This is a genomic window from Corynebacterium sp. TUM25015 (genome assembly GCF_056393505.1).
This window is the reverse complement of sequence record NZ_CM150783.1, coordinates 1,659,731-1,681,037: the sequence shown is the minus strand read 5'-3', so window position 1 is coordinate 1,681,037 and position 21,307 is coordinate 1,659,731. Positions and strand designations below refer to the sequence as shown.

The following is a 21,307-nucleotide window of genomic DNA, read 5'->3' as shown; positions in this document are numbered from 1 at the left end:
CTGCGACGGGGTGAGGTGTAGATCGTTCGGTCTGGAAAGTTCCTTCGGTTCGGAAAAGGCGACTCCAGCCGGGATCACGCTCCAACCGGATGGTAAGCGTTCTGCCCATGTTCGGTAACTGGTAATCACTCCCGCACCTCCGCGAATTTCTCCGCCAGACGGCTCATCAGCACGGCAACGTCGGCGTCAATTTCCTCCAGTGACCGGACCGGAGCCGGGCGATAGAATACGCGCTTGAACGGGATCTCGTAGCCCACCTTCGCGGCCTCCTCGTCCCAAGTGACGTCCGGCGCGAATGGCAGGACCTCGCGCTCCATGTGCTCGCCAACGTCCTCTGTCAGCGGGATACGCTCGGTCATGGAGAAGGCTGGGTCGAGGATCGGGTTGCCCTTGCGATCGAAACTGGGATCGGCGTTCTCGTCCGGCACTCCAACGGCCTCGAGCACCACGTTGATCATGCCGGCGAGCATCTTCACACCTCGCTTCTTGGCCGCAGCCTTCAGCGCCTCCGGCAGGTCATTGAACTTCACGTCCGCCACGTCGGCAAGCACGTCAGCATGCTCGGGCACGGCAGATTTGTGCTCCAGCACCTGCGCCACAGCCTCCGGGGTGACTGCCACACCCAGACGCTTCTGTTTGGTGACCTTCACGTCGCGGAAGCCCAGGTCCGCTGGGGTGAGCACCTTCGAGATCTCGGTGTCCTCGAAGGCGGCGTACTCTTCGAGCACGCGCTTGCGGTCCGGCTCCTTCATCTCCCGGCGCTTCTCCCCCAGCCCCTTATCCGGCGCCGACCAGCACTCGGAGGCATCGATCAGCTGGACGAAGCCCTTGCGGTGCTCCTCCTTGTTCGTGTCCAAGATCCACACATAGGTAGAGATCCCCGTGCCGTAGAACATATTCGTCGGCAGCTGGATGATCGCGTCCACCAGGTCGCTTTCCAGCAGCCAGGCGCGGATCTTATCCGGCCCCGATTCCGGCGCACCGGTAAACAGCGGCGAGCCATTGGACACCACCGCCCCACGACCGCCCGCACCATTGGGACCTGCGGGCATGAGCTTCGAAGCGACATGGGCCAGGAAAAGCATCTGGCCATCGTCCTTGCCCGGCAGGCCGTGGCTGAACCGGGAACCCGGCACCTTGGCCTGCTCCTTCACCGACTGTTGCTGTACCTCCCAATCCATGCCGAACGGCGGGTTGGAAAGGATGTACTCGAACTGCTCACCCTCGTAGAGGTCGGTGAGCAAAGTATCACCGTGACGGATGGCGTCCGGCTCCCCGCCCTGGATGAGCAAGTCGGCTTTACCGATGGCATAACCGGTGGACATAAGTTCTTGGCCAGCCAGAACTACCTCGATGTCTGGGTTGAGCTCCTTGAGGGCACGCGCGGCAACGAGCAGCATGCCACCGGTGCCTGCTGTCGGGTCGTACACGGTTCGTGAAGCACCGTCCACGGTCAGTCCGACGTCGTCGGAAGCGAAAAGAATATCCACCATGAGCCGGATCGCATCACGCGGAGTGTAGAACGCACCCGCGGCTTTACCCTTGGTGTCGAATGCCTTGTACATGACGTGCTCGAAGAGATCACCCATCTGGGCGTCCGGCAGCGCCTCCATGCTCATGTCAATAGTGGCGAAGTGTTTGACCACCGGCCACAGGCGCGAGGCACTATCGAGGGTCTTCATCTTCACCGCGAAATCGAAGGCATCCCACACGTCGCGGACAGAGGCCGAGAACGCGCCAACGTAATCCATTAGCGCCTCATATACGTGGTCGTCGAGCTGGGCGATCCGCGTCAGGTCCAGGCGAGAAGAGTTATAGAAGGACAGGCCAAAGCGGGCCTGCACCTCCCAGTCGATCATCTCGTCGCTGAAGCCCTCCTCCTGAAGACTCCATACCAGGTCGAGGACTTCGTCTTTGGTCGGCGCGAGAATGCACTCGAGACGGCGCAGCACCGTCATCGGCAGAATATAGTCTCCGTAATCCTCAGGCTCGACGATGGAGCGCAGAAACTTGTCCGCTGTGTTCCAAACGGCGGACTGATTGAGTTCCGCTGTACTCATCCGGGAATGCCTCCTTGGGCCAAAAGTTTCAGTGCCCCTACGGTAAACGCACTGTCCAGAATCGTTCTCGAGACACGCACGCGCTGTCTCGCCTTCTAGTGCATCACCCCCGATAGACACCGTGCTGTCACCCTCGAACGAAATATCGAACAACTTCAATCTTTCAAGCCTTGCTGTCTTGCCTTATAAACCACTCTTAGCCACCGCCCCCCACTCTCTAACGTGCTGCACCTACCCCACTTCACTACTTCAAGGTTTAAGAGCAACCTCCCACCCCAGCGTCAACCACTAGTTGACACCACCGTCAACCTATGGTTGACTAACAATCATGGATCCATTGACAAATATCCGACACACACTGCAAGCAGTCAGCCTCGCCGAACACGAATTGGAAGATGCCGTCGCGCAAGCAAGACATGCGGGACATTCATGGGCAGACATTGGGCAAGCGCTCAACGTTTCCCGCCAGGCAGCCTTCAAACGATTCGGTGCGGTGCGAAACCCCTTCACAGGAGAAACCATGGCCCCAGTATCAACCGACAAGCTCCCAGAGATTTCCGACGCGCTCATTCGCCACATTTCCAAGGGCGAAGAGGCAGAAACCATTGAAATGCTCGATCCGCACGTCCGTGAGGACCTCCCCTGGTCCGTCATCGTGGACGTGTGGACTTCAATCCTGACCGACTTCGGCGAGCTCCAGGAGATCACCGACCAGACGATCGTCCCCATCAAGGGAGACCGCAACGCGGCGCCTGCGTCAGAAGCACTCTCCACAAAAAGCACAGGCACCTCGGTTGTCGTCTCGACGCTCAACCATGAAGCCGGCGAACTGATGTCACGGATCGCCGTCAGCCGAGAGGGCACGGTCGTTGGCGTTCTTTTCTTGACGCCCGACGCCACGGACTACCCGTTCTAAGTCAGCCCCCGTAGTGGTATCGACAAGCCGCGATGCGAATCTCTCCGTCCACTACCTTGTACACCAGGCGGTGCTCATCGGTGATCCGCCTGGACCAATAGCCAGAGAGGCCGTGCTTGAGGGCTTCAGGCTTGCCGATGCCCTCGTTTCCATTGCGGGCAATGTCTTTAATGAGCCGGTTAATTCTCTTCAGGGTGCGGCGATCCGTTGCCTGCCACCACAAATAGTCCTCCCAGGCAGACTCATCCCAAACGAGAATCATTAGTCCTCAATGAGGTCATGGTGAGCACCGCGCCCCTGCTCCAAATTCTCGATGGAACCGAGGAGGCGGCGAGCGTTTTCGGGAGAGCGCAGAAGGTAGGCAGTTTCTCGCAGCGATTCGTACTCGGAGAGCGAAACGATCACGACATCCTCGTGTCCAGCCCGGGTGATGATAGCTTCCTCGCGATTGTCGACAACATCGCTGAGCACTTTCGCGTAGTTCGCGCGGGACTCGGTATAGCTAAACGTCTTCATAGCGCACCTCCTGTACAGGAAACTGTACGTCACATGTGAGGTGTCGTCAACGTCAGAAGTTCGGCAGACCAAACACTCTGCCGAGCGCACCTCTACAGAGAATCAGCAGCGTCGCGATCGGTTCCAGTAGTGCGACGGTCCGTGAAAAATCGGACCGCGTAGTACGCAGCAGCCAGCACGATGAAGGCCACGCCCATAAAGGTGAAACTACCCTTGAAAATCGGGTTGTCGTGAGCCACGCCCTGACCGAAGAAGCCGAACCGGCGAGAAGTGGCATTGCTGACGAAAGGCAGGAACACTATCGTCAAAACGGCCACTACGGCAAAGCTCAGCAGCTGCTCAACAACCCATCCCAACGCTCCCTTCACCTTGTCTGAGACGGCCTGTACGAGCTGGAACCCGGCGTCCAGAAAAACAACAAAGAGCGGCACCAAGAACACCCAGTGGTGATACCAGCTAAACGGCGAGATAACGCACGCAGTGACACCACCGAGGGCCATGATCATCGAATAATTGCTGCGGCGGTAGCAGCCCAGTGCCGCGATGCTGAATAGGGCGAGGATCGCCACGGCGCAGGCCAACCACACCGCGGAGCTGTCGCAGCCCAGGCGATACAGCACCGCACCGAGGGACTGTGCCCCAGGGTTGTCCTTTACCCCGATGCGGTTGGTTTCAAAAATTTTGGTTTTCCAAAAGTCGCCAGCATCCGGGATGAAAAGGTAGCCGATTACAACGGTCGCAAGGATCGACAAGGTCATGTAAATCATGGCCCGCCAACGCTTCCCCAGCAGCAGGGGGAGGTAGAAAAATGCCGGAGTGAGCTTGATCCCGGCCGCAAGACCGCTGAAAATGCCGGCGCCCCTATTGCCCGAGCGCTTGCGTAGGAAGTCCAGACCCACCAGACCCATGATGAAAATATTTATCTGACCCCAGAAGAACGTGCCGAAGATCGGGGCCAGATTCAACGAGGCGACGAGCGCCGTCAAAGAAACAAGGATCATCCCCGGTGACCAGGCGTAGCCACGCTCGCGGAAAACGCCGATGATCACAGCCAATAGCACCATTGCAGTGAGTGCCAGCCAAATACTGGCCGCAACATGGAAGGAGGCCAGCGGCAGAACCTTGAAAATCACACCAGCGAAAGGCGGATAGGTAAACGGCAGGCCGCCGACGAAGGGGTGGGAATAAAGATCGTCACCCTGGTTCAACGCCAGTGCGGCGTTGTAGTAGACCTTGAAGTCTGTGGGCCATTTGAAAAGATTGGTGAACCAAGAGGCACGGACTTCCGGCAAGGTTAGCCGGTAGACCGCATACGCGGCGAGAAGGGCGAAAGCCACGAACGCACCAAAAACGCCCGGCAACCTCTTGGAGGCGCCGTGCGCGCTGGCGGAAGCTGTAACACTCATCTCGTTTACTCTAAAACGCACATCTCGGATTCCCTGTTACCACGACCTAGCAACAGAAAAATTCAAGAAACTTTTTGCAGTCCCATGACAAACGTCATGGGCCAAATCATGATGAAAAAGATGTACACACTTTTCGCTGGCGAACTAGCGTAAAAATCATGAACACAAGACAGCTAACACACGCCATTGAAGTGGCCGGAATTAGCAAAACCTTCACTCCGCGTTTCAGTAAGCCAGTGCACGCGCTGAAGAACGTTAGCCTCACCATCCGCCCAGGAGAGATCGTCGCACTGCTGGGCACCAACGGCGCGGGAAAGACCACACTCGTGGACCTGATCCTAGGGCTGACCACCCCGACCGCCGGAACCGTTACGGTCATGGGACACACCCCCAAGCAAGCGATATACAACCAAAACATCAGCGCACTAATGCAGACCGGCGGCCTGCTCAACGAACTGACCGTGAAGGACACGGTGGAGATGATCGCCGCTGCCTTCCCGGAGCACCTGCCGATCGAAGAAGTAATCCAGCAAGCGAATCTGGAACCGATCTACAAGCGCCGCGTAGGCAAATGCTCCGGCGGCGAACAACAACGCATCCGCTTCGCCCTGGCCATTCTCGGCAATCCGGACATCCTCATCCTCGACGAACCAACCGCGGGGATGGATGCCGGCGCGCGCCACCGCTTCTGGGACTCCATGAAGAACCAGGCCCAACAAGGGCGCACGATCATCTTCGCCACCCACTACCTGGAGGAAGCCGATAACTTCGCCCAGCGCATTGTGCTTATGAACAAGGGGAAGATCATTGCGGACGGCACCACCGACGAGCTACGAAACATGAGCTCCCACCGCGTGGTTAGCGCCGAATTCCCCAGTGGATTCCCGGATCTGTCGGGACTACCGGGCGTCACAAGTAGCGAAACAAACGGCCGTCGCCTGCGAATATCGACAGAAGACTCTGACGCGCTTGCCCGGTACCTGTTGACGGAAACGGACGCCCGCAACCTCGATATCACCAGCCACAGCTTGGAGGACACGTTCCTCGCGCTGACTAACGAAACCCCGGAGGCCTAACCATGAGCATCACACTGAAATTCGCCGCCCACGAGCTACTGCGCCTACGCCGGGACATGACCACCCTTTTCTTTAGCATCGGCCTACCGATTTTCTTCTACCTGATCTTCGGCGCACTGCAGGACTACGGCGATCAGGAAATGAACGGCGGTAACGTCTCTGCCTTCGTCATGTTGGGCATGGCCTTTTACGCGGGCGTGGTAGGCGCAGTTGGCGCGGCGGGATCTGCCGTAACCGATAACCGCAGCGGATGGGGTAGGCAGCTGGCGCTGACACCCCTGCGCTCCTGGCAGCTCGCCTTCGCCACTACCTTAAGCATCACCGTGCGCGCAGTGCTGCCGATAGCGGCCGTGTTTATTGTCGGCGGGCTGACGAAATCACACATGCAAGCTGACCAGTGGATACTGAGCTTTATCGCATGTGCACTGTGTGCCATCCCCTTCGGATTCTACGGCCTGGCATGGACATTGCTGATCCCCAAAGAAAACACAGTGGCCATCGCCACAGCCTCCATCGTGATTCTCGCCTTCGCGGGCAACGTATTCATGCCACTGAGCGGAACGCTGCTGCAGGTGGGACGTTTCACCCCCATGTACGGCGCGGTAACGCTGGTGCGCTGGCCGCTGGCAGAAGGCGCACAATTGCTCGATCAAGGGCTGCTGTTCGACCCGATGTGGTACGCCTGGGTTAGCATCGCAATATGGACGGCGATCTTCGTAGGCTTCTGCCTGCTGATGAGCAAGCGAGACAAGGGACGAAGCTAATGCGCCGGTTTGGCGGTTTCCAGCTGAGCACCGCCATCTTCGCCTCGATATGGCTGATATTCCTAGTGCCCATCGCTCTGCAGGTTTACACAGGGGAAGGATTCGCCACTACGGCGAAAGCCTGGATGACAATATGCCTGCTGGTTTTCGGCGCGTTCTACTTCTACGCCTTCGGCTCTCTGCGATACTTCCCCCGCGCCTGGGGAACACTAGCGCGGGCACTGCTGCGCTGGGGCATACTGCTAGCCATTGCGTTGGCCAGCGTGCCAGCGATGCAAACTGGCTCGGTGGCCTTTGCCCCCTACCTGGCCGCGATGTTGGGATTCACGGTGACACTGCGAAAGGCGCTGCCGATCGTGGTGGCGACAGGTGTACTCGGGACCGTCGCGGTGTGGATCTGGTCGCCGGACGACCTTACCTGGGCTGCATTCACCCTTTTCGTCATGCCACTGATGCTCGTAGCCCTTGGGATTTTCAGCCAATACGATGAATCCCGCCACAAACTGCGGCACGAGCTGGACCTGGCGCAGCAGCGGGAGGATATCGCAACGGACGTGCACGATCTGCTGGGTCACTCGCTGACGGTGATCAACCTAAAGTCCGAGGTCGCCAGACGGGCAATGGACAACAACCCCGAGCAGGCTAAGCAGGAACTCAAGGAAATCAGCGACCTCTCCCGCCTAGCCTTGGCGGAGGTGCGTTCGACGGTCACCCGAATGCGCACACCCACCTTCGCCGGCGAGCTGCAGGCGGCGCGCCGGGCTTTGGACACTAAGGGCGTCACCGCGCATCTACCCGAACTCCTGAAAGCACCGGGCGCGCACGACACAGTGTTTTCCTGGGGCCTGCGCGAGCTAACGACGAACGTGGTGCGGCACTCCGGGGCGAGCACGTGCTGGGTGAGCGTGACTGACGACAAGCTGCAGGTCACCGACGACGGCAGCGGATTTAACAGCGAGGCCACGCAGGGTACAGGCGGTCTGGCCGGCCTGCGTGAACGGGTCGAGGAAGCCGGTGGGAAGCTGATTGTGCGCCGCGAACGGGGCCTGAGTACCGTGCTGATTGCCATGGAAGACGACGACGAGCTGATCGACGACAGCGCAGTGGCCGAGGAGGCCGCCCGATGACGATTCGTGTACTACTTGCCGAGGATCAATCGTTGGTGCGCGGGGCACTGATCGCACTGCTGAATGCGGAGCCGGACATCGAAGTCGTTGCCGAATGTGCGACCGGGACTGAGGCCGTGGCTCTCGCGCAGGAGCAGCCCATCGACGTGGCTCTGCTGGACATCGAAATGCCCGGGCTGAACGGCATCGATGCCGCAAAGGAGCTGGCCGGGAATCGGTGCCGCTGCCTGATCGTGACGACATTCGGCAAGGCCGGGTACGTGAAACGTGCCATGGAGGTTGGCGTGGACGGATTCATCGTTAAGGACACGCCTCCCGAGGAGCTCGCCGATGCTATCCGACGGGTCCATGCCGGCCTGCGCGTTATCGACCCGACGCTTGCCCAGGAAAGCTTATTGACGCCCGATAATCCCCTTAGTGAACGTGAGACCGAGGTGTGTCAGCAGCTATTCGAAGGAAAGAGTTCACCTTCCATCGCCAAAGCGTTGCATCTTTCGCCGGGCACGGTACGAAATCACATTTCCAGCATCATGTCGAAGACGGGTGCAGGCAATCGCTACGAGGCGGCGCACGTGGCGAAGACGAATGGGTGGATTTAGCTCGTCCTGCAGACTAGCTGAATCCTTGTTAAATTCATGTGCGTTGTCTCACAGTAGACGCATGATCTTTTAACAAATAGCTCCCCCAGTTAGGAAAGCATGAAGACACCCCTCACCTGGCGCAAAGCGACTGCCGCAGCCGTGGCCGCCATCGTTTCTATCGGCTCCGCTGGCACCGCAGTTGCCGCCACCAACTCCAGCATCGGTTCTTCCGTCGCTGGCTCCTCTTTCAATCTCACCATCGGTTCATCCCTAACAGGTTCCTCAAAGCCTCAGCCGGAAGAACAGCAGGGCTTCGACCTGCAGTCGCACCGTGGCGGTCGCGGCGAGTACACCGAGGAATCCCACAAGGCTTTTGAAGAATCTTTAAAGATGGGAGTATCCACTCTCGAGCTGGACATCGTACTGGCCGAGGATGGAACCCCGGTTGTATGGCACGATCCGGAAATCCAGGCCGACAAGTGCACCGATACCAAGCCAGCCACCGAGAACGACCCGGAGTTCCCCTACGTGGGCAAGCTCGTCCACGAACTGAACTGGAAGCAGCTGCAGACTCTGAACTGCAACAAGGTGCTGAAGGGATTCCCCGAGGCTAAGGCCGAGAAGTCGAACAAGCTGCTGCAGCTGCAGGACGTCTTCGATATTGCTGCCGCCGACCCGCAGATGCGCTTCAACATCGAGACCAAGATCGAGGCCGAGGACCGCGAGAAGTCTGCCACACCGCAGGAGTTTGTCGACGCGATCCTGCCGGTCGTCCGCCACAACAAGGCAACCTCTCGCACCACCATCCAGTCTTTCGACTGGCGCTCCTTGCCACTTGTGCGCAAGGCTCAGCCGGACATCTCTCTCGCTCTTCTTTATGACGCCACCACGTGGAAATCCAGTTCCAAGTGGATCGGTGACGTTGACTACGACAAGCTCGGTGGCGATGTGAACAAGGCCGCTAAGCAGTTGGGCGCGGAAATCCTATCCCCGGACTACAAGCTGGTCACCCCGGAGAACGTGGCTTCCGCCCATGCTGCGGGGCTGCAGGTTCTGCCGTGGACCGTGAACGAGGAATCCGACATGCAGGCCATGGTCGACGCTAAGGTGGACGGCCTCATTACCGATTACCCGACCCGCGGCCTAGACGTTGTAAAGAAGAACAAGCTCCAGGTTCTCTAAGCGAGCTTTAGCTCCCTGTAGCGGTTTACTGCTGCCAGGATCTCCGCCCCGCGTGGGCGGCTCAAATGCCCGGGGTGATCACGCCCGGGCACCAAAACGGCCAGACCATCCTCGGTGATGCGTCGCTCCAACCTCGCGACCAGCTCCACCAGTGGGGTCTGGCCGTCGGCGTTTTTCGATAGCCAAGCCAGCGCCGCAGCAATCGCGGCGGTCTGCGAGGGTGCAACGAGTTGGCCAACGGCTGCTAGATCGATGTCCGAGCGATCCACGCTGATGGTGGATAGCCCCCGTGGCTTGGGAGGCTTTCGCGACTTCAAGGCGCCGCGAGCCAAGATGCGGCTAGCGGTGATGTGCTGGAACCCTTCTTGTTCTGACAGCTCCTCCTCCCCCGCGAGTTCGTGGGCACGGGCGGTGACATCGCTGGGACGGTAGGCATCCATTGCAATGACGGTATCGGCCAGTTGCAGATAAGCACCCGAGCCGCCGGCGATCAGCACGGTGGAGACCGAGGTGGCGTCGTATAAAGAGCGAACGCGCTGCACAAACGGGGTGATGGGCTCTTTATCATTCGGCACGAGGCGCTGCATCAGGCGGTCGCGGATCATGAAGTTCGTGGCGGAAGTGTCCTCGTCGATAAGCAGCACTGACGTCCCCGAGGCATGCGCTTCGACGACGTTGGCAGCCTGGGAAGTGGAACCCGAGGCGTTGGTAGTGGTGAAATGGCGTGTGTCAGCGCCGGTGGGCAGATTAGTGATGAAGGGGGAAATATCGGTGTCGGTGATGGGGCGCCCATCCTCCGCGCGAACGCTGGCGACATCAGCGCGGGAGATGACCCATTCGCGACCATCACCTGCCACATGAGGATAGACGCCGCGTTCCAGAGCGCGGAGCAGAGTGGACTTGCCGTGATAGCCCCCGCCAACGATAACGGTCAGCCCCTCCGGGATGCCCATGCCGGTGACTGTGCGACCACTAGGGAGTTCGAAGGTTTGGGTGAGCGATTCAGGCGACTGGAAGGCTGTGGCCTGGGCTGTGGCGAGAGGACGATCACTATCGCCTGCTGCGCGCGGGAGGATGGCGCCGTTGCCGACAAAAGCAACGAGCTTGCGAGGTTTCAGCTGGGCACGCAGAGCCTCTTGGTCACGCAGAAGAGCCACGTGGTCTGCGAGCGCTGCGGCGTCGGCAGGAGCGAAACGGTCATAGCGCAAACAATCATCTGCAAGGGCTGGCAGATCGTCGGCCAGGAGGTGCGCGGCTTGGCGGCCGAGAATACGGCGCCCCTTGGCGGGCAGCCCTACCAGCAGGCGGGCCTCTACACGATCAGGGGTGACAAGCACGTGGGTACGTTCGAGAACCTGCTGACCGATGTCGCCGATGTGGACGTTCTTCGGGCGGTTGCGCTCTGTCTGGATTCGGCGGGCCAGGAAATCGGCGACCGCTACCCTGCCGGTCGCATCACTAACGAGGTGCGCGGGAATATGCGCGGCGCTCATCGGCAGAATGAGGCGCACCTTGGAGGGGCTGGCATAGGGATCGGCCTGAACGTGGTCGATGGAAACTGTCAGGCCGGGTTCGCTATAGGCCCCCGCGAGTTTTTTATATGCTCCGTACCCCGCGCCATCGAGGTTCTTGGTGCGCGAAAACAGCTCCCCCAGGGTTCCTTGTGCAGTGTTTCTTGGCATGCGTTCAAGCGTAGGCGAACTGCTCAGAGAAAAAATTTTAAAAAATTGTTTTGAGGGCGTAACACTTAGGCGGGGGAATCGTTTGTATTGGTGAAGGCGCTAAACAAACCCACATAAACCCTTAGCGTCAGTCACTACACACAGAAAGGATCACTCCCATGATTGAACTGATTGCAAGCTTTTTCCAAGGTCTTGTCGGCCTGATCAGCTCCGCTATCGCAGGTCTGGCCGGTCTGATTTCCGGCAAGTAAGAAGTCTCTCCACCTGAGGTTTCTCCTGAATCCCCGCCCACCTCGTGTGGGCGGGGATTTCTTTATAGGATCGTTTTCATGTTGGCCTTCCTCGCAGAGAATCCACTCATCGCCCTCGTCATAATCCTCGCCCTCGGCTTCGCTATCGGCAAGATCCGCTTGGGCGGAATGTCGCTGGGCACAGCGGCAATCCTTTTCGTCGCCATCATCTTCTCCACCCTGGATCCCAACATCCAGCTTCCCCCGCTGCTGTTCCAATTCGGTTTGGCGATCTTTGTCTATGCCATCGGTCTAACGGCTGGCCATGCCTTCTTTGCCGATTTCCGCCGTCGCGGATGGCGCATGCTCCTCTTTGTGGTCGTACTCCTCGTCGGCCTCATGGGCATGACGTGGCTACTGGTGCCGCTGTTTGGTGTGGAGGCCGCCACCGCGACCGGTTCCTTCGCTGCTGCACTGACTTCGACACCTGGTATGGCGGCTGTCGTGGATATGTTGGAGGGCACCAACCCGGAGTTGGCTGCTCACCCAGTTGTCGGTTACTCCCTAGCCTATCCCGGTGGCGTGCTGGGAGCCATCGCAGTTGCAGCCATCGGTACGAAGCTTCTCAAAGTTAACCACCGACAGGACGCTATCGACGAGGACGTTCTGCATGCTCCACTGGAGCACCGTGGCATCCGCCTGCGAGACGGCATTACGGGCTGCGTACGTGACCTGCGCACCATCGCTGACACAAAAATCATCGTCACCCGTCTGGTGCGACCACACCACGCCACTGAGGATGTGCAAGAAAAGGACCACAAGCTGGCCTACCCAGATGCCGAGGTCTTCCCCGGCATGATCGTCGTGATTACCGGCACACCCGACTCTCTGGATAAAGCCACTGCTGCGCTCGGTGAGGAGGTCGATATCGACATCGACAGCTCCTACATCGGCTACCGCCGCATTACCGTTTCAAACCCCAACATCGCCGGGCGCAGCATCAAGGACATTGATCCGATCAGCCATGGCTTCATCATCGCCCGCATTCGTCGCGGCGACGAAGACCTGGTTCCGGGCCCAGACGATGTACTGCATTACTCCGACCGCGTCCGTGTGGTCACTCCTAAGCACCGCATCGACGAGGTTTCTCAGCTCTTGGGCGATTCGGAGCGCTCCCTCGCAGATGTCAATTTGCTGCCGTTTACTCTCGGCCTAGCCATCGGTTTGCTTATCGGCGCGATCCCCATCCCCCTGCCCGGAGGCGCCACACTCAATCTGGGCTTCGGCGGTGGCCCCATTGTCATGGGTCTCGTGTTCGGCGCGCTTGCCCGCACCGGCCCCATCGGTTGGCAGATCCCTTATCACGCGAACAAGGCCCTCAGCAGCCTTGGACTGGCCATCTTCCTGGCAGGTGTTGGCACCATCGCTGGCACGGGCTTCCGCGATGCGCTGACGGATATCACGTCGCTCAGCTACATTGCGCTGGGCTTTATCATCACCGTCGTCTCGGCGCTTGTCTGTGGCCTGGGCGGTATGTGGCTGCTGCGCCTCAAATGGGATGAAGCGATGGGCATGGCTGCGGGCGTCTCTACCAACCCCGCAGTGATTAGCTACCTCAACGATCAATCGGGCACAGAGCTACCCATGCGCGGCTATGCCACGGTGTACCCAGCAGCGATGATCGGCAAGATCATCGGCTGCCAGGTGCTACTACTGATGCTGCTCTAGCAGCACCCGGTCTTAGAGGTCCAGGGCAGCTGCGCGCTGCGGCAGAACCCGCGGACGCACTCCTGCGATCTCCTCAACAATGCGGATCACCTGGTTGGAGTAGCCGAACTCGTTGTCGTACCAGACGTACAGCACCAGGTGGTTACCGTTAGCGATGGTGGCCAGTCCATCGACGATGCCGGCGTGGGTGGTGCCAACGAAGTCGGTGGACACAACCTCCGGGGACTTGATGAAGTCGATCTGCTGACGCAGCGTGGAGTGCAGGGAAACGCGGCGCAAGAAGTTGTTTACCTCGTCGGCCTCGACTTCCTTGTCCAGGGTCAGGTTCAGCACAGCCATGGAAACGTCCGGGGTGGGAACGCGGATGGCGTTGCCCGTTAGCTTGCCGGCGAACTCCGGTAGAGCCTTTGCCACGGCCTTCGCTGCACCGGTGGCGGTGAGCACCATGTTCAGACCTGCAGCGCGGCCACGGCGATCGCCCTTGTGGAAGTTATCGATGAGGTTCTGGTCGTTAGTGAAGGAGTGAACGGTCTCGACGTGACCGTGCTGCACACCGTAGCGATCGTTGATGGCCTTCAGCACTGGCGTGATGCCATTGGTGGTGCAGGACGCCGCAGACAGGATGCGATCATCCTCTGTGATGTCACCGTGGTTGATGCCATAAACGATGTTCTTGATGTCACCCTTGCCCGGGGCAGTCAGCAGAACCTTGGATACGCCCTTGGACTCGAGGTGCTGGGACAGACCGTCGCGGTCGCGCCACACGCCGGTGTTGTCCACCACGATCGCATCGTTAATGCCGTAGCTGGTGTAGTCGATCTCCGCGGGGTTGTTGGCGTAGATGATCTTGATCGGGGTGCCGTTTGCCCAGATTGTGTTGTTCTCTTCATCCGTGGTGATGGTGCCATCGAAGGCACCGTGAACGGAGTCACGGCGCAGCAGGGAGGCACGCTTGATCAGGTCGCCCTCGCCCTTGGAACGGACGACGACGGCGCGCAGGCGGGCGCCACCGTAGGTTGCCTCGCGGGAAACCAGGATGCGGGCCAGCAGGCGACCAATACGGCCAAAACCGTAGAGGACGACGTCGCGGGGCTCGACGTTCTCCGGGCCGCCGATGACCTGTGCCAGCTCACGCTCCAGGTACTCGCGCAGGGTCAAACCCTCCGAGTTCTTGTTGTAGCGGCTAGCCAGGGATCCGATGTCGATGGAAGCGGTGCCCAAGTCCATTTCCACCAGTTCACGCAGTACCGGCAGGGTCTGCTCCAGCGGCAGTTCCTTCTCCACCACGCGGCGGGCATAGCGGTGAGACTTGATGATGTCGATATCAGTGACGTTCACCAGCAGGCGGCCAAAGATCGAAGTCACGACGTTCTTGTCGCGGTGCAGGCGGCTGATCAGCGGTAGCATTTCCTGAGCCAAAGCTAGGCGTTCATTCCAGTCGCTGTGCAGATCGCTGGTGGTCGGTGCGTTGTCGGTCATCTATACCTCACTACCTCACTGGAGGGGATCGTTTTAGAAAACATCGGGGGTCACCCGCTTACCCCCTAGAGTCTAGTGTCCTCCTCCCCTACACCCATTAATTCGGGGGCTTACAGGGGTAGACGTTTATTCTGGGAATATGAGTAATTCTTCTGCAACGAGCAATCCTCAGCCCAGCGATGTAGACATCGCCCAAGCTCACACCCTGGAGCCCATCACCACAATCGCAGAACGAGCCGGCATCCCGGAAGCCGCTCTTATCCCCTATGGCCGAACCAAGGCCAAGATCGATGTTCCCACGTTGAAGGCGGAGCGTGAGGGCGTCAATAAAAAGGGCAAGCTCGTACTCGTGACGGCAATGAGCCCAACACCCGCCGGCGAGGGCAAGTCCACCGTTTTGATCGGCCTGGCCGATGCCGTGCGCGCTGCCGGGCGCCAGACGATGGTGGCGATCCGCGAGCCCTCCCAGGGACCAGTCATGGGTATCAAGGGCGGTGCAGCGGGCGGCGGCTATGCGCAGATCGTGCCGATGGAGGACATCAACCTGCACTTCACCGGTGATATGCACGCCATCACCGCAGCGACGAACACCCTAGCTGCGATGGTCGACAACCACGTGCAGCACGGCAACGCGCTAGGCATTGACCCGCGACGGGTGACCTGGCGACGCTGCCTGGACGTTAACGACCGCTCGCTGCGCCACGTCGTCTCGGGGCTGGGCGGGCCGGGTCAGGGCACCCCGCGCGAGGGCGGGTTCGACATCACGGCAGCCAGCGAGATCATGGCGATCCTGTGCCTGGCCACCGACTTGAAGGATTTGAAGAAGCGCATCGGACGCATCGTGGTGGGTCAAACCTACGACCGCAAGCCCGTGACGGCGGGTGATCTGAAGTGCGCAGGTGCGATTACTGCCCTGTTGCGCGACGCGATCAACCCGAACCTGGTGCAGACACTGGGTGGCACGCCGGCGCTGGTGCACGGCGGGCCTTTTGCCAACATCGCGCATGGCTGTAACTCGCTGATCGCGACGACGACGGCGCTGGACTTGTCGGAGGTCGTGCTTACCGAAGCCGGCTTCGGCAGTGACCTGGGTGCGGAGAAGTTCTTCGATATCAAGGCTCGCGCCGGTGGCCTCGATGTCGCCGCGACCGTGGTCGTGGCCACTATTCGTTCGCTAAAGCACAACGGCGATTCGGTACTGAAGGCTGGACTGTCCAATCTGGAGCGCCACGTCAGCAATATCCGCAAGTTCGGCGTGGAGCCGGTGGTGGCGCTGAACCTATTTAGTACCGACAGCGCTACGGATCGCCAGCAGATCGTCGAGTGGGGCGAGCAGTTCGGCGTGCGTGTCGTCGAGTGCAATGTGTGGGCCGAGGGCGGTGCCGGTGCAGCGGATCTAGCCTCTGCCGTGTTGGAGGTCGTCGATGGCGCTTCTGGTGATGACGCCCCTAGCTCCAGCCACCAGATTTATCAGCCAGTCGATGGCGTGGAAGCCACTTTGCACACGATTGCCACGGAGATCTACGGCGCAGCGGGCGTCCAGTTCGGCCCGAAGGCCTTGAAGGATTTGGCGTTCTTGAAGGAGAACGGCTGGGACAAGTTGCCAGTGTGCGTGTCAAAGACTCAATACTCCTTCAGCGACAACCCCAGCGCACTCGGCGCGCCCAGTGGACACACGCTGCACGTCCGCGAGCTGGTGCCACGCATCGGCGCAGGCTTCGTAGTGGCCATGACCGGTGACGTCATGACACTGCCTGGTTTGCCGAAGAAGCCCGCGGCTGAGCGCATTGACGTGGACGAGAGTGGAGTCATTTCGGGCTTGTTCTAACGTGCATTGACGTAGGCTTTCTTTCGTGCAAGAAACTCAAGTTCTCACGAAGAAGCCTCCACGTCCTGTTTTCGACCGCGGCCCCCGCCCCTTTATGCGCGGTCGCCTGCACACCGCTGCCGCGTGGTATTTCGGCGGCATGGGCACGGCACTGACCCTCGTTGCGGCCTCCAAGTTTCACCTGTCCTGGATGACCATGGCCACGGCGCTGTACGCCCTGTGCCTGGCCGGGATGCTCACCGTCAGCGCGCTGTACCACCGAGTGCCGTGGCGCTCCGAGGGCGCGGTGAACAGCTGGCGGCGTGCTGACCATGCCATGATCGCGGTCTTCATCGCCGGAACCTACGGGCCGGTGACGGTCGGCGCTTTTGGCGCACGATGGTTCACCGGCTGGGGTTGGTTTAACACCGGCGGGCTGTGGATCTTGGCCGTGTGCTGGCTGGCCGCCGCCGCGGCAGTAGTACTGAATCTCGTGTGGATTGATCACCCGCGGTGGCTAGACGCCACCACGTACCTCACGCTCGGTTGGCTGGCTGCCATCGGCGCCGTTGGCTACTACCAGCAGTTGGGGCTGGCTGTAAGCCTGCTGATGCTGGCCGGTGGAATCGTCTACTCCGTTGGCGCAGTCATCTACGCCAAACAGTGGCCGAACCCCTCCCCGCGGTGGTTTGGATTCCACGAGGTATTCCACGCCGCCACAATCCTGGCGGCGCTGCTGCACCACATCGCCATCTGGATCCTGGTGCTGCGCTAACGCGGGACTGCGTGCGCTGTGCTACTTCTTACGCTTCTTCTCGCGCACACGCACCGCAATACGCACCGGCGAACCTTCAAAGCCGAAGGCCTCACGCAACTTGCGCTCCAGGAAGCGACGGTAGCCGTGCTCTAGGAAACCAGTGGTGAACAGCACGATCACCGGCGGCTTGGTGGAAGCCTGGGTGGCAAACAACACGCGCGGCAGGCGTCCGCCACGCATCGGCGGCGGGGTCTCCGCAATCACGGCACGAAGCCAGGTGTTCAACTGACCGGTGGAAATACGCTGATCCCAGCTCTCCAAAGCCTCAATCATCGCCGGCTCCAACTTCTGGAGTGCACGACCGGTCTTCGCGGAGATATTCACGCGACGCGCCCACGGGACGTGGGAAAGTTGCAGCTCAATTTCGCGCTCCAGCAACTCGCGGCGGTCCTCATCCACCAGATCCCACTTGTTATAAGCCACCACCAGGGCACGGCCCGAGTCGAGGATCATGCGAAGTACGCGCTGATCCTGTTCGGCGATGGGCTCGCTGGCGTCCACAAGAAAGACAGCGACCTCCGCCGCATCAATGGCGGAACGAGTGCGCAGGGAGGCGTAGAATTCATGGCCGCGTGCCTGCTTCGTCTTCTTGCGGATGCCGGCGGTGTCGACGAACTTCCAGGTCTTTTCCTCCAATTCGACGATGGAGTCAACCGGATCAACGGTGGTACCCGCAACATTGTTGACGACGGATCGTTCCTCGCCCGTGATCTTGTTCAACAGTGAGGACTTGCCCACGTTCGGACGGCCGACCAGTGCCACGCGACGCGGCCCGGAGACAATCGACAGTTCACGGGGGTGCTCCGGGAAAGAGCTATGAACCTGATCCAGAACGTCGGCAGCACCCTTGCCGTGCTGTGCAGACACCGGGTACGGGTTATCCAGACCGAGTGCCCAGAACTCAGCGACATCGCCCAGCTGTGCGTCGGCATCGCACTTGTTGGCGACCACGATCACCGGCACTTCGCTGCGCTGCAGCTTGCGGGCGATAACCTCGTCGGTAGAGGTGATGCCGACCTTCGTGTCAACCACGAATACGATCACGTCGGCGGTCTCCATAGCGGTTTCCGCCTGGCGGGCAATTGCGGCGTGGATGCCCTTGGCATCGGGGTCCCAACCACCCGTGTCCTGTACCCAGAAGCGGCGGCCAGACCACTCACCCAAGTAGGAAATACGGTCGCGGGTCACACCCGGGAAGTCCTCCACCACAGCCTCGCGACGACCGATAAATCGGTTCACCAGCGTGGACTTGCCCACGTTCGGGCGACCCACAATGGCGACGGTGCACAGTGCCTCTTGCTCTGCTTCCTCGTCGCCCAGCACGCCGAAGGCTTCCTCCAAGGCCTCCCAATCCTCGTCGGATTCCGGCATATCGCCGCCGCCTTCAAGGGTGAAATCCTCCGGGCCGGTAATGAAGAACTCATCCGGTCCGGCCTCGTTGCCCTCGTCGAAGTCGTCATCGTCGTATTCGGAGAACTCGGCAGCGGTGAAGTCGGACTCCCCCAACACTTCGCCGTCCGCAGTACGGAAGATCAGCTCCGAAGGAGACTCGGTGGAATCCGGACGCGCGCTGGCGAGTACAAGCGTTGCCAGCTTTTCCAGCACCTCGTCGATGTCCATGTCGCCGGTGTCCACAATCACCGCATCCTCGGCGGGACGAAGCGGAGAAGTCTCGCGGGAGGAATCGGCTTCATCACGCCGCTGCACATCCGCGAGTACCGCGTCGTAATCCACGTCTCGGCCAGCGGCTAGGTCTTGATCGTAACGACGATGAGCTCGAACCTCTGCGGAGGCGGTCATAAAGATCTTCACTGGGGCGTCGCTAAGCACCACCGTGCCGATGTCGCGCCCCTCGACCACACAGCGCCCAGCAGCGAAAGCCAAAGAGCGCTGCAAAGCGACAAGGTTTTCGCGGACCTCTGGGATGGCGGCGACGGCCGATACGTGGGCGGTCACCTCGGGGCCACGGATCTCTCCGGACACGTCCATGCCGTCTAGCAGCACCTCTGTAGACGTGGGATCTTCATTGATCTCCAATGGCAGATCTGCCGTGGCGGCGATGATGTCCTGACGCGAGTTGTCTGCGGAAGGGTCGATGCCCTGGCGCAGTACGTGCAGGGTAGCTACGCGGTACATCGCTCCGGTATCCAGGTATTTCGCGTCAGCGGCGGTGGCCAAGCGACGGCACACGGTGGATTTGCCGGTGCCGCTGGGGCCGTCCACGGCGACAATCAGGCCACCGTCTTCAATGTTTTTAACGCGGGCGAGCTGGTCTAGTGCGGAGCCGGGTTCAAAATAAGGTGCATTCGTCATGGCTAAAAGGTCGTTCCCTAACTGATTTTGTGTTTGTGTCGGCTGTAAAGCGCTTTTAGGGCGCTTACAGCCCGACCTTCTTGTACAAGCTCTGCAGTTCTGCCTGGTTCAGTGCGCGGATCGTGCCCGGCTTCTGTTCCCCTAGCTGCACGGTGTGAATCTTTGTGCGTACCAGGGCCTGGACTGGGAAACCAGCCTCCTTCAGCATGCGGCGGACGATGTGCTTGCGACCTTCGTGCAGTTCTACCTTGATTAGCGACTTGCCCTGCCACACGTCCACGATCTGCACGTTGTCGGCACGCGCAGTGCCGTCGTCCAGCTCCACGCCGTCTTTTAGCTCGCGGATCAACTTGCGGCTTGCCTCGCCCAGCACGGTGGCCATGTAGGTCTTTTTCACTTCGTACTTGGGGTGCATCAGACGGTTGGCCAATTCGCCGTCGTTTGTGAGCAACAGCAGTCCCTCCGTTGCCGCATCCAAGCGCCCAACGTGGAACAGGCCTTGGCCTTCCTTCAGTCGGGTACCCACTAGGTCTCCCACACACGGACGTCCCAGCTCGTCGCTCATTGTGGAGTGCACACCGCGCGGCTTATTGAGTACGAAGTAAACCATTTCCTCATTGACCTGCACGCGCTCGCCATCTACGCGGACAATGTCCACGCTCGGGTCGATGCGAGTGCCCATCTTCACCACGACTTCGCCGTTGACTTCGACTCGGCCTGCGGCGATGAGCTTCTCACTCATCCGGCGGCTGGCTACACCAGCGGAAGCCAGCACTTTTTGCAAGCGCACCTGCGCCTTCTCCGAGTCGGGCTTATTCAGGGCTGCGGCTGCCTCTTGCTCAGTCACATGCTGACGTTTAGCGGGCTTGGCCTGCGATAGATAGATGTCTGTCGGAGCGGTCTCCGGTGTGCCGTCTCGGCGAGCGGGTGTGTCCACGGTGTTTCTAGCCCTTCGAACTAAAAAGAAATTCTTGAATTATCCAGCCGAATTCTACCCTTTCCCCCACTTAACTGTCGATATTGTCCAAGCTGTCGATGCTATCGACCTCCGGCAGCAGCGGCGCCAGATCCGGAAGCTGCTCCAGCGACTCGATGCCGATCTGTTCAAGGAAGAGCTCGGTGGTGGAGTAAAGATGCGCTCCGCCCTGTTCCCCTGTCTCGGCGATCAGCCCACGCAGAGAGAGCGTACGCATCACCCCGTCGCAGTTCACGCCACGCACAGCCGCAACCTGACTACGCGTTACGGGCTGCCGATAGGCCACTACCGCCAGGGTCTCCAAAGCTGCGCGGCTTAGCCTCTGCTGCGTGCCGTCCAACAGCTTGGCCTCTACCACTTCCGAGTTGGAGCGCCGGGTGTACAGCCGAAAAGCTCCTTCGTGTTCGCGCAGTTCAAAACCGTTGCCGCGTGCGTCGTATTCCGCCGCAATTTCATGCAGAATTTGCGCCACCTCTGCTTCTGGCACCGCGTGCTCCTCGTTGGAAAGTACGCGGGCGAGCTCTGTGGGCGTCACTGCCTCATCGCTTACAAGAAGTAGCGATTCAACACGGCTGCGCAGCACCGAGACCTGCGGCAGCGGCGCGGGGTTGGGGTTCAAGTCGCTCATGGTGTGTGCCTTTCGTGCC

The 21,307-nt window shown here is 60.1% G+C and carries 18 protein-coding genes; 9 read left to right on the top strand and 9 right to left on the bottom strand.

The genetic code is table 11. From position 1 onward, the window contains the following. Window positions 1–125 precede the first annotated feature (125 nt). Window positions 126–2,060: a type I restriction-modification system subunit M gene (locus AC06DS_RS07595; RefSeq protein WP_477100404.1), complete on the bottom strand. Its 1,935-nt coding sequence runs from the start codon at window positions 2,058–2,060 to the stop codon at window positions 126–128. A gap of 328 nt (window positions 2,061–2,388) precedes the next feature. Between AC06DS_RS07595 and AC06DS_RS07590 the strand changes: the two genes are divergently transcribed. Then, entirely contained in the window at window positions 2,389–2,976 is a 588-nt protein-coding gene (locus tag AC06DS_RS07590; RefSeq protein WP_477100403.1) for a hypothetical protein, read from the top strand. Window position 2,977: 1 nt separating this feature from the next. On the opposite strand, the gene AC06DS_RS07585 is transcribed toward AC06DS_RS07590, so the two are convergent. From AC06DS_RS07585 to AC06DS_RS07575, 3 genes are all read right to left on the bottom strand, one after another. Next, the gene (locus AC06DS_RS07585; RefSeq protein WP_477100402.1) at window positions 2,978–3,238 is read right to left on the bottom strand and encodes a Txe/YoeB family addiction module toxin; all 261 of its coding nucleotides are present in this window, start codon (window positions 3,236–3,238) and stop codon (window positions 2,978–2,980) included. After that, window positions 3,238–3,492, bottom strand: a complete 255-nt coding sequence (locus AC06DS_RS07580; RefSeq protein WP_434825775.1) for a type II toxin-antitoxin system Phd/YefM family antitoxin — start codon at window positions 3,490–3,492, stop codon at window positions 3,238–3,240. The genes AC06DS_RS07585 and AC06DS_RS07580 overlap by 1 nt, the downstream gene beginning before the upstream one ends. Window positions 3,493–3,584: 92 nt before the next feature. Further along, entirely contained in the window at window positions 3,585–4,898 is a 1,314-nt protein-coding gene (locus tag AC06DS_RS07575; protein ID WP_477100401.1) for a glycosyltransferase 87 family protein, read from the bottom strand. Between the two features lie 158 nt (window positions 4,899–5,056). Between AC06DS_RS07575 and AC06DS_RS07570 the strand changes: the two genes are divergently transcribed. From AC06DS_RS07570 to AC06DS_RS07550, 5 genes are all read left to right on the top strand, one after another. Continuing rightward, on the top strand, window positions 5,057–5,974 hold the full coding sequence (locus tag AC06DS_RS07570; protein WP_477100400.1) for an ABC transporter ATP-binding protein: 918 nt from the start codon (window positions 5,057–5,059) through the stop codon (window positions 5,972–5,974). A 2-nt stretch (window positions 5,975–5,976) separates the two neighbouring features. Then, window positions 5,977–6,738 carry an ABC transporter permease gene (locus tag AC06DS_RS07565; protein WP_477100399.1) on the top strand — a complete coding sequence of 254 codons (762 nt, stop codon included), beginning with the start codon at window positions 5,977–5,979 and terminating at the stop codon, window positions 6,736–6,738. Beyond that, window positions 6,738–7,865: a sensor histidine kinase gene (locus AC06DS_RS07560; RefSeq protein ID WP_477100398.1), complete on the top strand. Its 1,128-nt coding sequence runs from the start codon at window positions 6,738–6,740 to the stop codon at window positions 7,863–7,865. The genes AC06DS_RS07565 and AC06DS_RS07560 overlap by 1 nt, the downstream gene beginning before the upstream one ends. After that, a complete protein-coding gene (locus tag AC06DS_RS07555) occupies window positions 7,862–8,464 on the top strand; it encodes a response regulator transcription factor (RefSeq protein WP_293791175.1) in 603 nt (200 codons plus the stop codon). Before AC06DS_RS07560 ends, AC06DS_RS07555 begins: the two co-directional genes overlap by 4 nt. 99 nt (window positions 8,465–8,563) lie before the next feature. Further along, window positions 8,564–9,628: a glycerophosphodiester phosphodiesterase family protein gene (locus AC06DS_RS07550; protein ID WP_477100397.1), complete on the top strand. Its 1,065-nt coding sequence runs from the start codon at window positions 8,564–8,566 to the stop codon at window positions 9,626–9,628. On the opposite strand, the gene AC06DS_RS07545 is transcribed toward AC06DS_RS07550, so the two are convergent. Continuing rightward, the gene (locus AC06DS_RS07545; RefSeq protein ID WP_477100396.1) at window positions 9,625–11,310 is read right to left on the bottom strand and encodes an ABC-ATPase domain-containing protein; all 1,686 of its coding nucleotides are present in this window, start codon (window positions 11,308–11,310) and stop codon (window positions 9,625–9,627) included. The two genes, AC06DS_RS07550 and AC06DS_RS07545, sit on opposite strands and share 4 nt — an antisense overlap. A gap of 329 nt (window positions 11,311–11,639) precedes the next feature. Here AC06DS_RS07545 and AC06DS_RS07540 point away from each other — a divergent pair, with 329 nt between their 5' ends. Next, window positions 11,640–13,268: an aspartate:alanine exchanger family transporter gene (locus tag AC06DS_RS07540; RefSeq protein WP_293791172.1), complete on the top strand. Its 1,629-nt coding sequence runs from the start codon at window positions 11,640–11,642 to the stop codon at window positions 13,266–13,268. A gap of 12 nt (window positions 13,269–13,280) precedes the next feature. On the opposite strand, the gene AC06DS_RS07535 is transcribed toward AC06DS_RS07540, so the two are convergent. Next, a complete protein-coding gene (locus tag AC06DS_RS07535; protein WP_477100395.1) occupies window positions 13,281–14,747 on the bottom strand; it encodes a glyceraldehyde-3-phosphate dehydrogenase in 1,467 nt (488 codons plus the stop codon). A 139-nt stretch (window positions 14,748–14,886) separates the two neighbouring features. On the opposite strand from AC06DS_RS07535, the gene AC06DS_RS07530 reads away from it, so the two are divergent. Together AC06DS_RS07530 and trhA are read left to right on the top strand one after the other, a co-directional pair. Continuing rightward, window positions 14,887–16,575 (top strand): formate--tetrahydrofolate ligase, encoded by a 1,689-nt coding sequence (locus AC06DS_RS07530; protein ID WP_477100394.1) that lies wholly within the window; start codon window positions 14,887–14,889, stop codon window positions 16,573–16,575. Between the two features lie 94 nt (window positions 16,576–16,669). After that, the gene (gene trhA / locus AC06DS_RS07525) at window positions 16,670–17,329 is read left to right on the top strand and encodes a PAQR family membrane homeostasis protein TrhA (RefSeq protein ID WP_477101193.1); all 660 of its coding nucleotides are present in this window, start codon (window positions 16,670–16,672) and stop codon (window positions 17,327–17,329) included. 21 nt (window positions 17,330–17,350) lie between these two features. Here the strand turns inward: trhA and der are convergent, their stop codons facing one another. From der to scpB, 3 genes are all read right to left on the bottom strand, one after another. After that, on the bottom strand, window positions 17,351–19,684 hold the full coding sequence (gene der, locus AC06DS_RS07520) for a bifunctional cytidylate kinase/GTPase Der (protein WP_477100393.1): 2,334 nt from the start codon (window positions 19,682–19,684) through the stop codon (window positions 17,351–17,353). 64 nt (window positions 19,685–19,748) lie between these two features. Then, complete coding sequence (locus AC06DS_RS07515) at window positions 19,749–20,621, bottom strand: pseudouridine synthase (protein ID WP_293791167.1); 873 nt, start codon at window positions 20,619–20,621, stop codon at window positions 19,749–19,751. 70 nt (window positions 20,622–20,691) lie between these two features. Further along, window positions 20,692–21,288 carry an SMC-Scp complex subunit ScpB gene (gene scpB, locus AC06DS_RS07510; RefSeq protein ID WP_448307725.1) on the bottom strand — a complete coding sequence of 199 codons (597 nt, stop codon included), beginning with the start codon at window positions 21,286–21,288 and terminating at the stop codon, window positions 20,692–20,694. Window positions 21,289–21,307: the final 19 nt, after the last annotated feature.

Bases quoted from the DNA above. Each gene is read 5' to 3' on its own strand.
- AC06DS_RS07595 (WP_477100404.1), bottom strand. From the start codon at position 2,060: ATGAGTACAGCGGAACTCAATCAGTCCGCCGTTTGGAACACAGCGGAC.
- AC06DS_RS07590 (WP_477100403.1), top strand. From the start codon at position 2,389: ATGGATCCATTGACAAATATCCGACACACACTGCAAGCAGTCAGCCTC.
- AC06DS_RS07585 (WP_477100402.1), bottom strand. From the start codon at position 3,238: ATGATTCTCGTTTGGGATGAGTCTGCCTGGGAGGACTATTTGTGGTGG.
- AC06DS_RS07580 (WP_434825775.1), bottom strand. From the start codon at position 3,492: ATGAAGACGTTTAGCTATACCGAGTCCCGCGCGAACTACGCGAAAGTG.
- AC06DS_RS07575 (WP_477100401.1), bottom strand. From the start codon at position 4,898: ATGAGTGTTACAGCTTCCGCCAGCGCGCACGGCGCCTCCAAGAGGTTG.
- AC06DS_RS07570 (WP_477100400.1), top strand. From the start codon at position 5,057: ATGAACACAAGACAGCTAACACACGCCATTGAAGTGGCCGGAATTAGC.
- AC06DS_RS07565 (WP_477100399.1), top strand. From the start codon at position 5,977: ATGAGCATCACACTGAAATTCGCCGCCCACGAGCTACTGCGCCTACGC.
- AC06DS_RS07560 (WP_477100398.1), top strand. From the start codon at position 6,738: ATGCGCCGGTTTGGCGGTTTCCAGCTGAGCACCGCCATCTTCGCCTCG.
- AC06DS_RS07555 (WP_293791175.1), top strand. From the start codon at position 7,862: ATGACGATTCGTGTACTACTTGCCGAGGATCAATCGTTGGTGCGCGGG.
- AC06DS_RS07550 (WP_477100397.1), top strand. From the start codon at position 8,564: ATGAAGACACCCCTCACCTGGCGCAAAGCGACTGCCGCAGCCGTGGCC.
- AC06DS_RS07545 (WP_477100396.1), bottom strand. From the start codon at position 11,310: ATGCCAAGAAACACTGCACAAGGAACCCTGGGGGAGCTGTTTTCGCGC.
- AC06DS_RS07540 (WP_293791172.1), top strand. From the start codon at position 11,640: ATGTTGGCCTTCCTCGCAGAGAATCCACTCATCGCCCTCGTCATAATC.
- AC06DS_RS07535 (WP_477100395.1), bottom strand. From the start codon at position 14,747: ATGACCGACAACGCACCGACCACCAGCGATCTGCACAGCGACTGGAAT.
- AC06DS_RS07530 (WP_477100394.1), top strand. From the start codon at position 14,887: ATGAGTAATTCTTCTGCAACGAGCAATCCTCAGCCCAGCGATGTAGAC.
- trhA (WP_477101193.1), top strand. From the start codon at position 16,670: ATGCGCGGTCGCCTGCACACCGCTGCCGCGTGGTATTTCGGCGGCATG.
- der (WP_477100393.1), bottom strand. From the start codon at position 19,684: ATGACGAATGCACCTTATTTTGAACCCGGCTCCGCACTAGACCAGCTC.
- scpB (WP_448307725.1), bottom strand. From the start codon at position 21,288: ATGAGCGACTTGAACCCCAACCCCGCGCCGCTGCCGCAGGTCTCGGTG.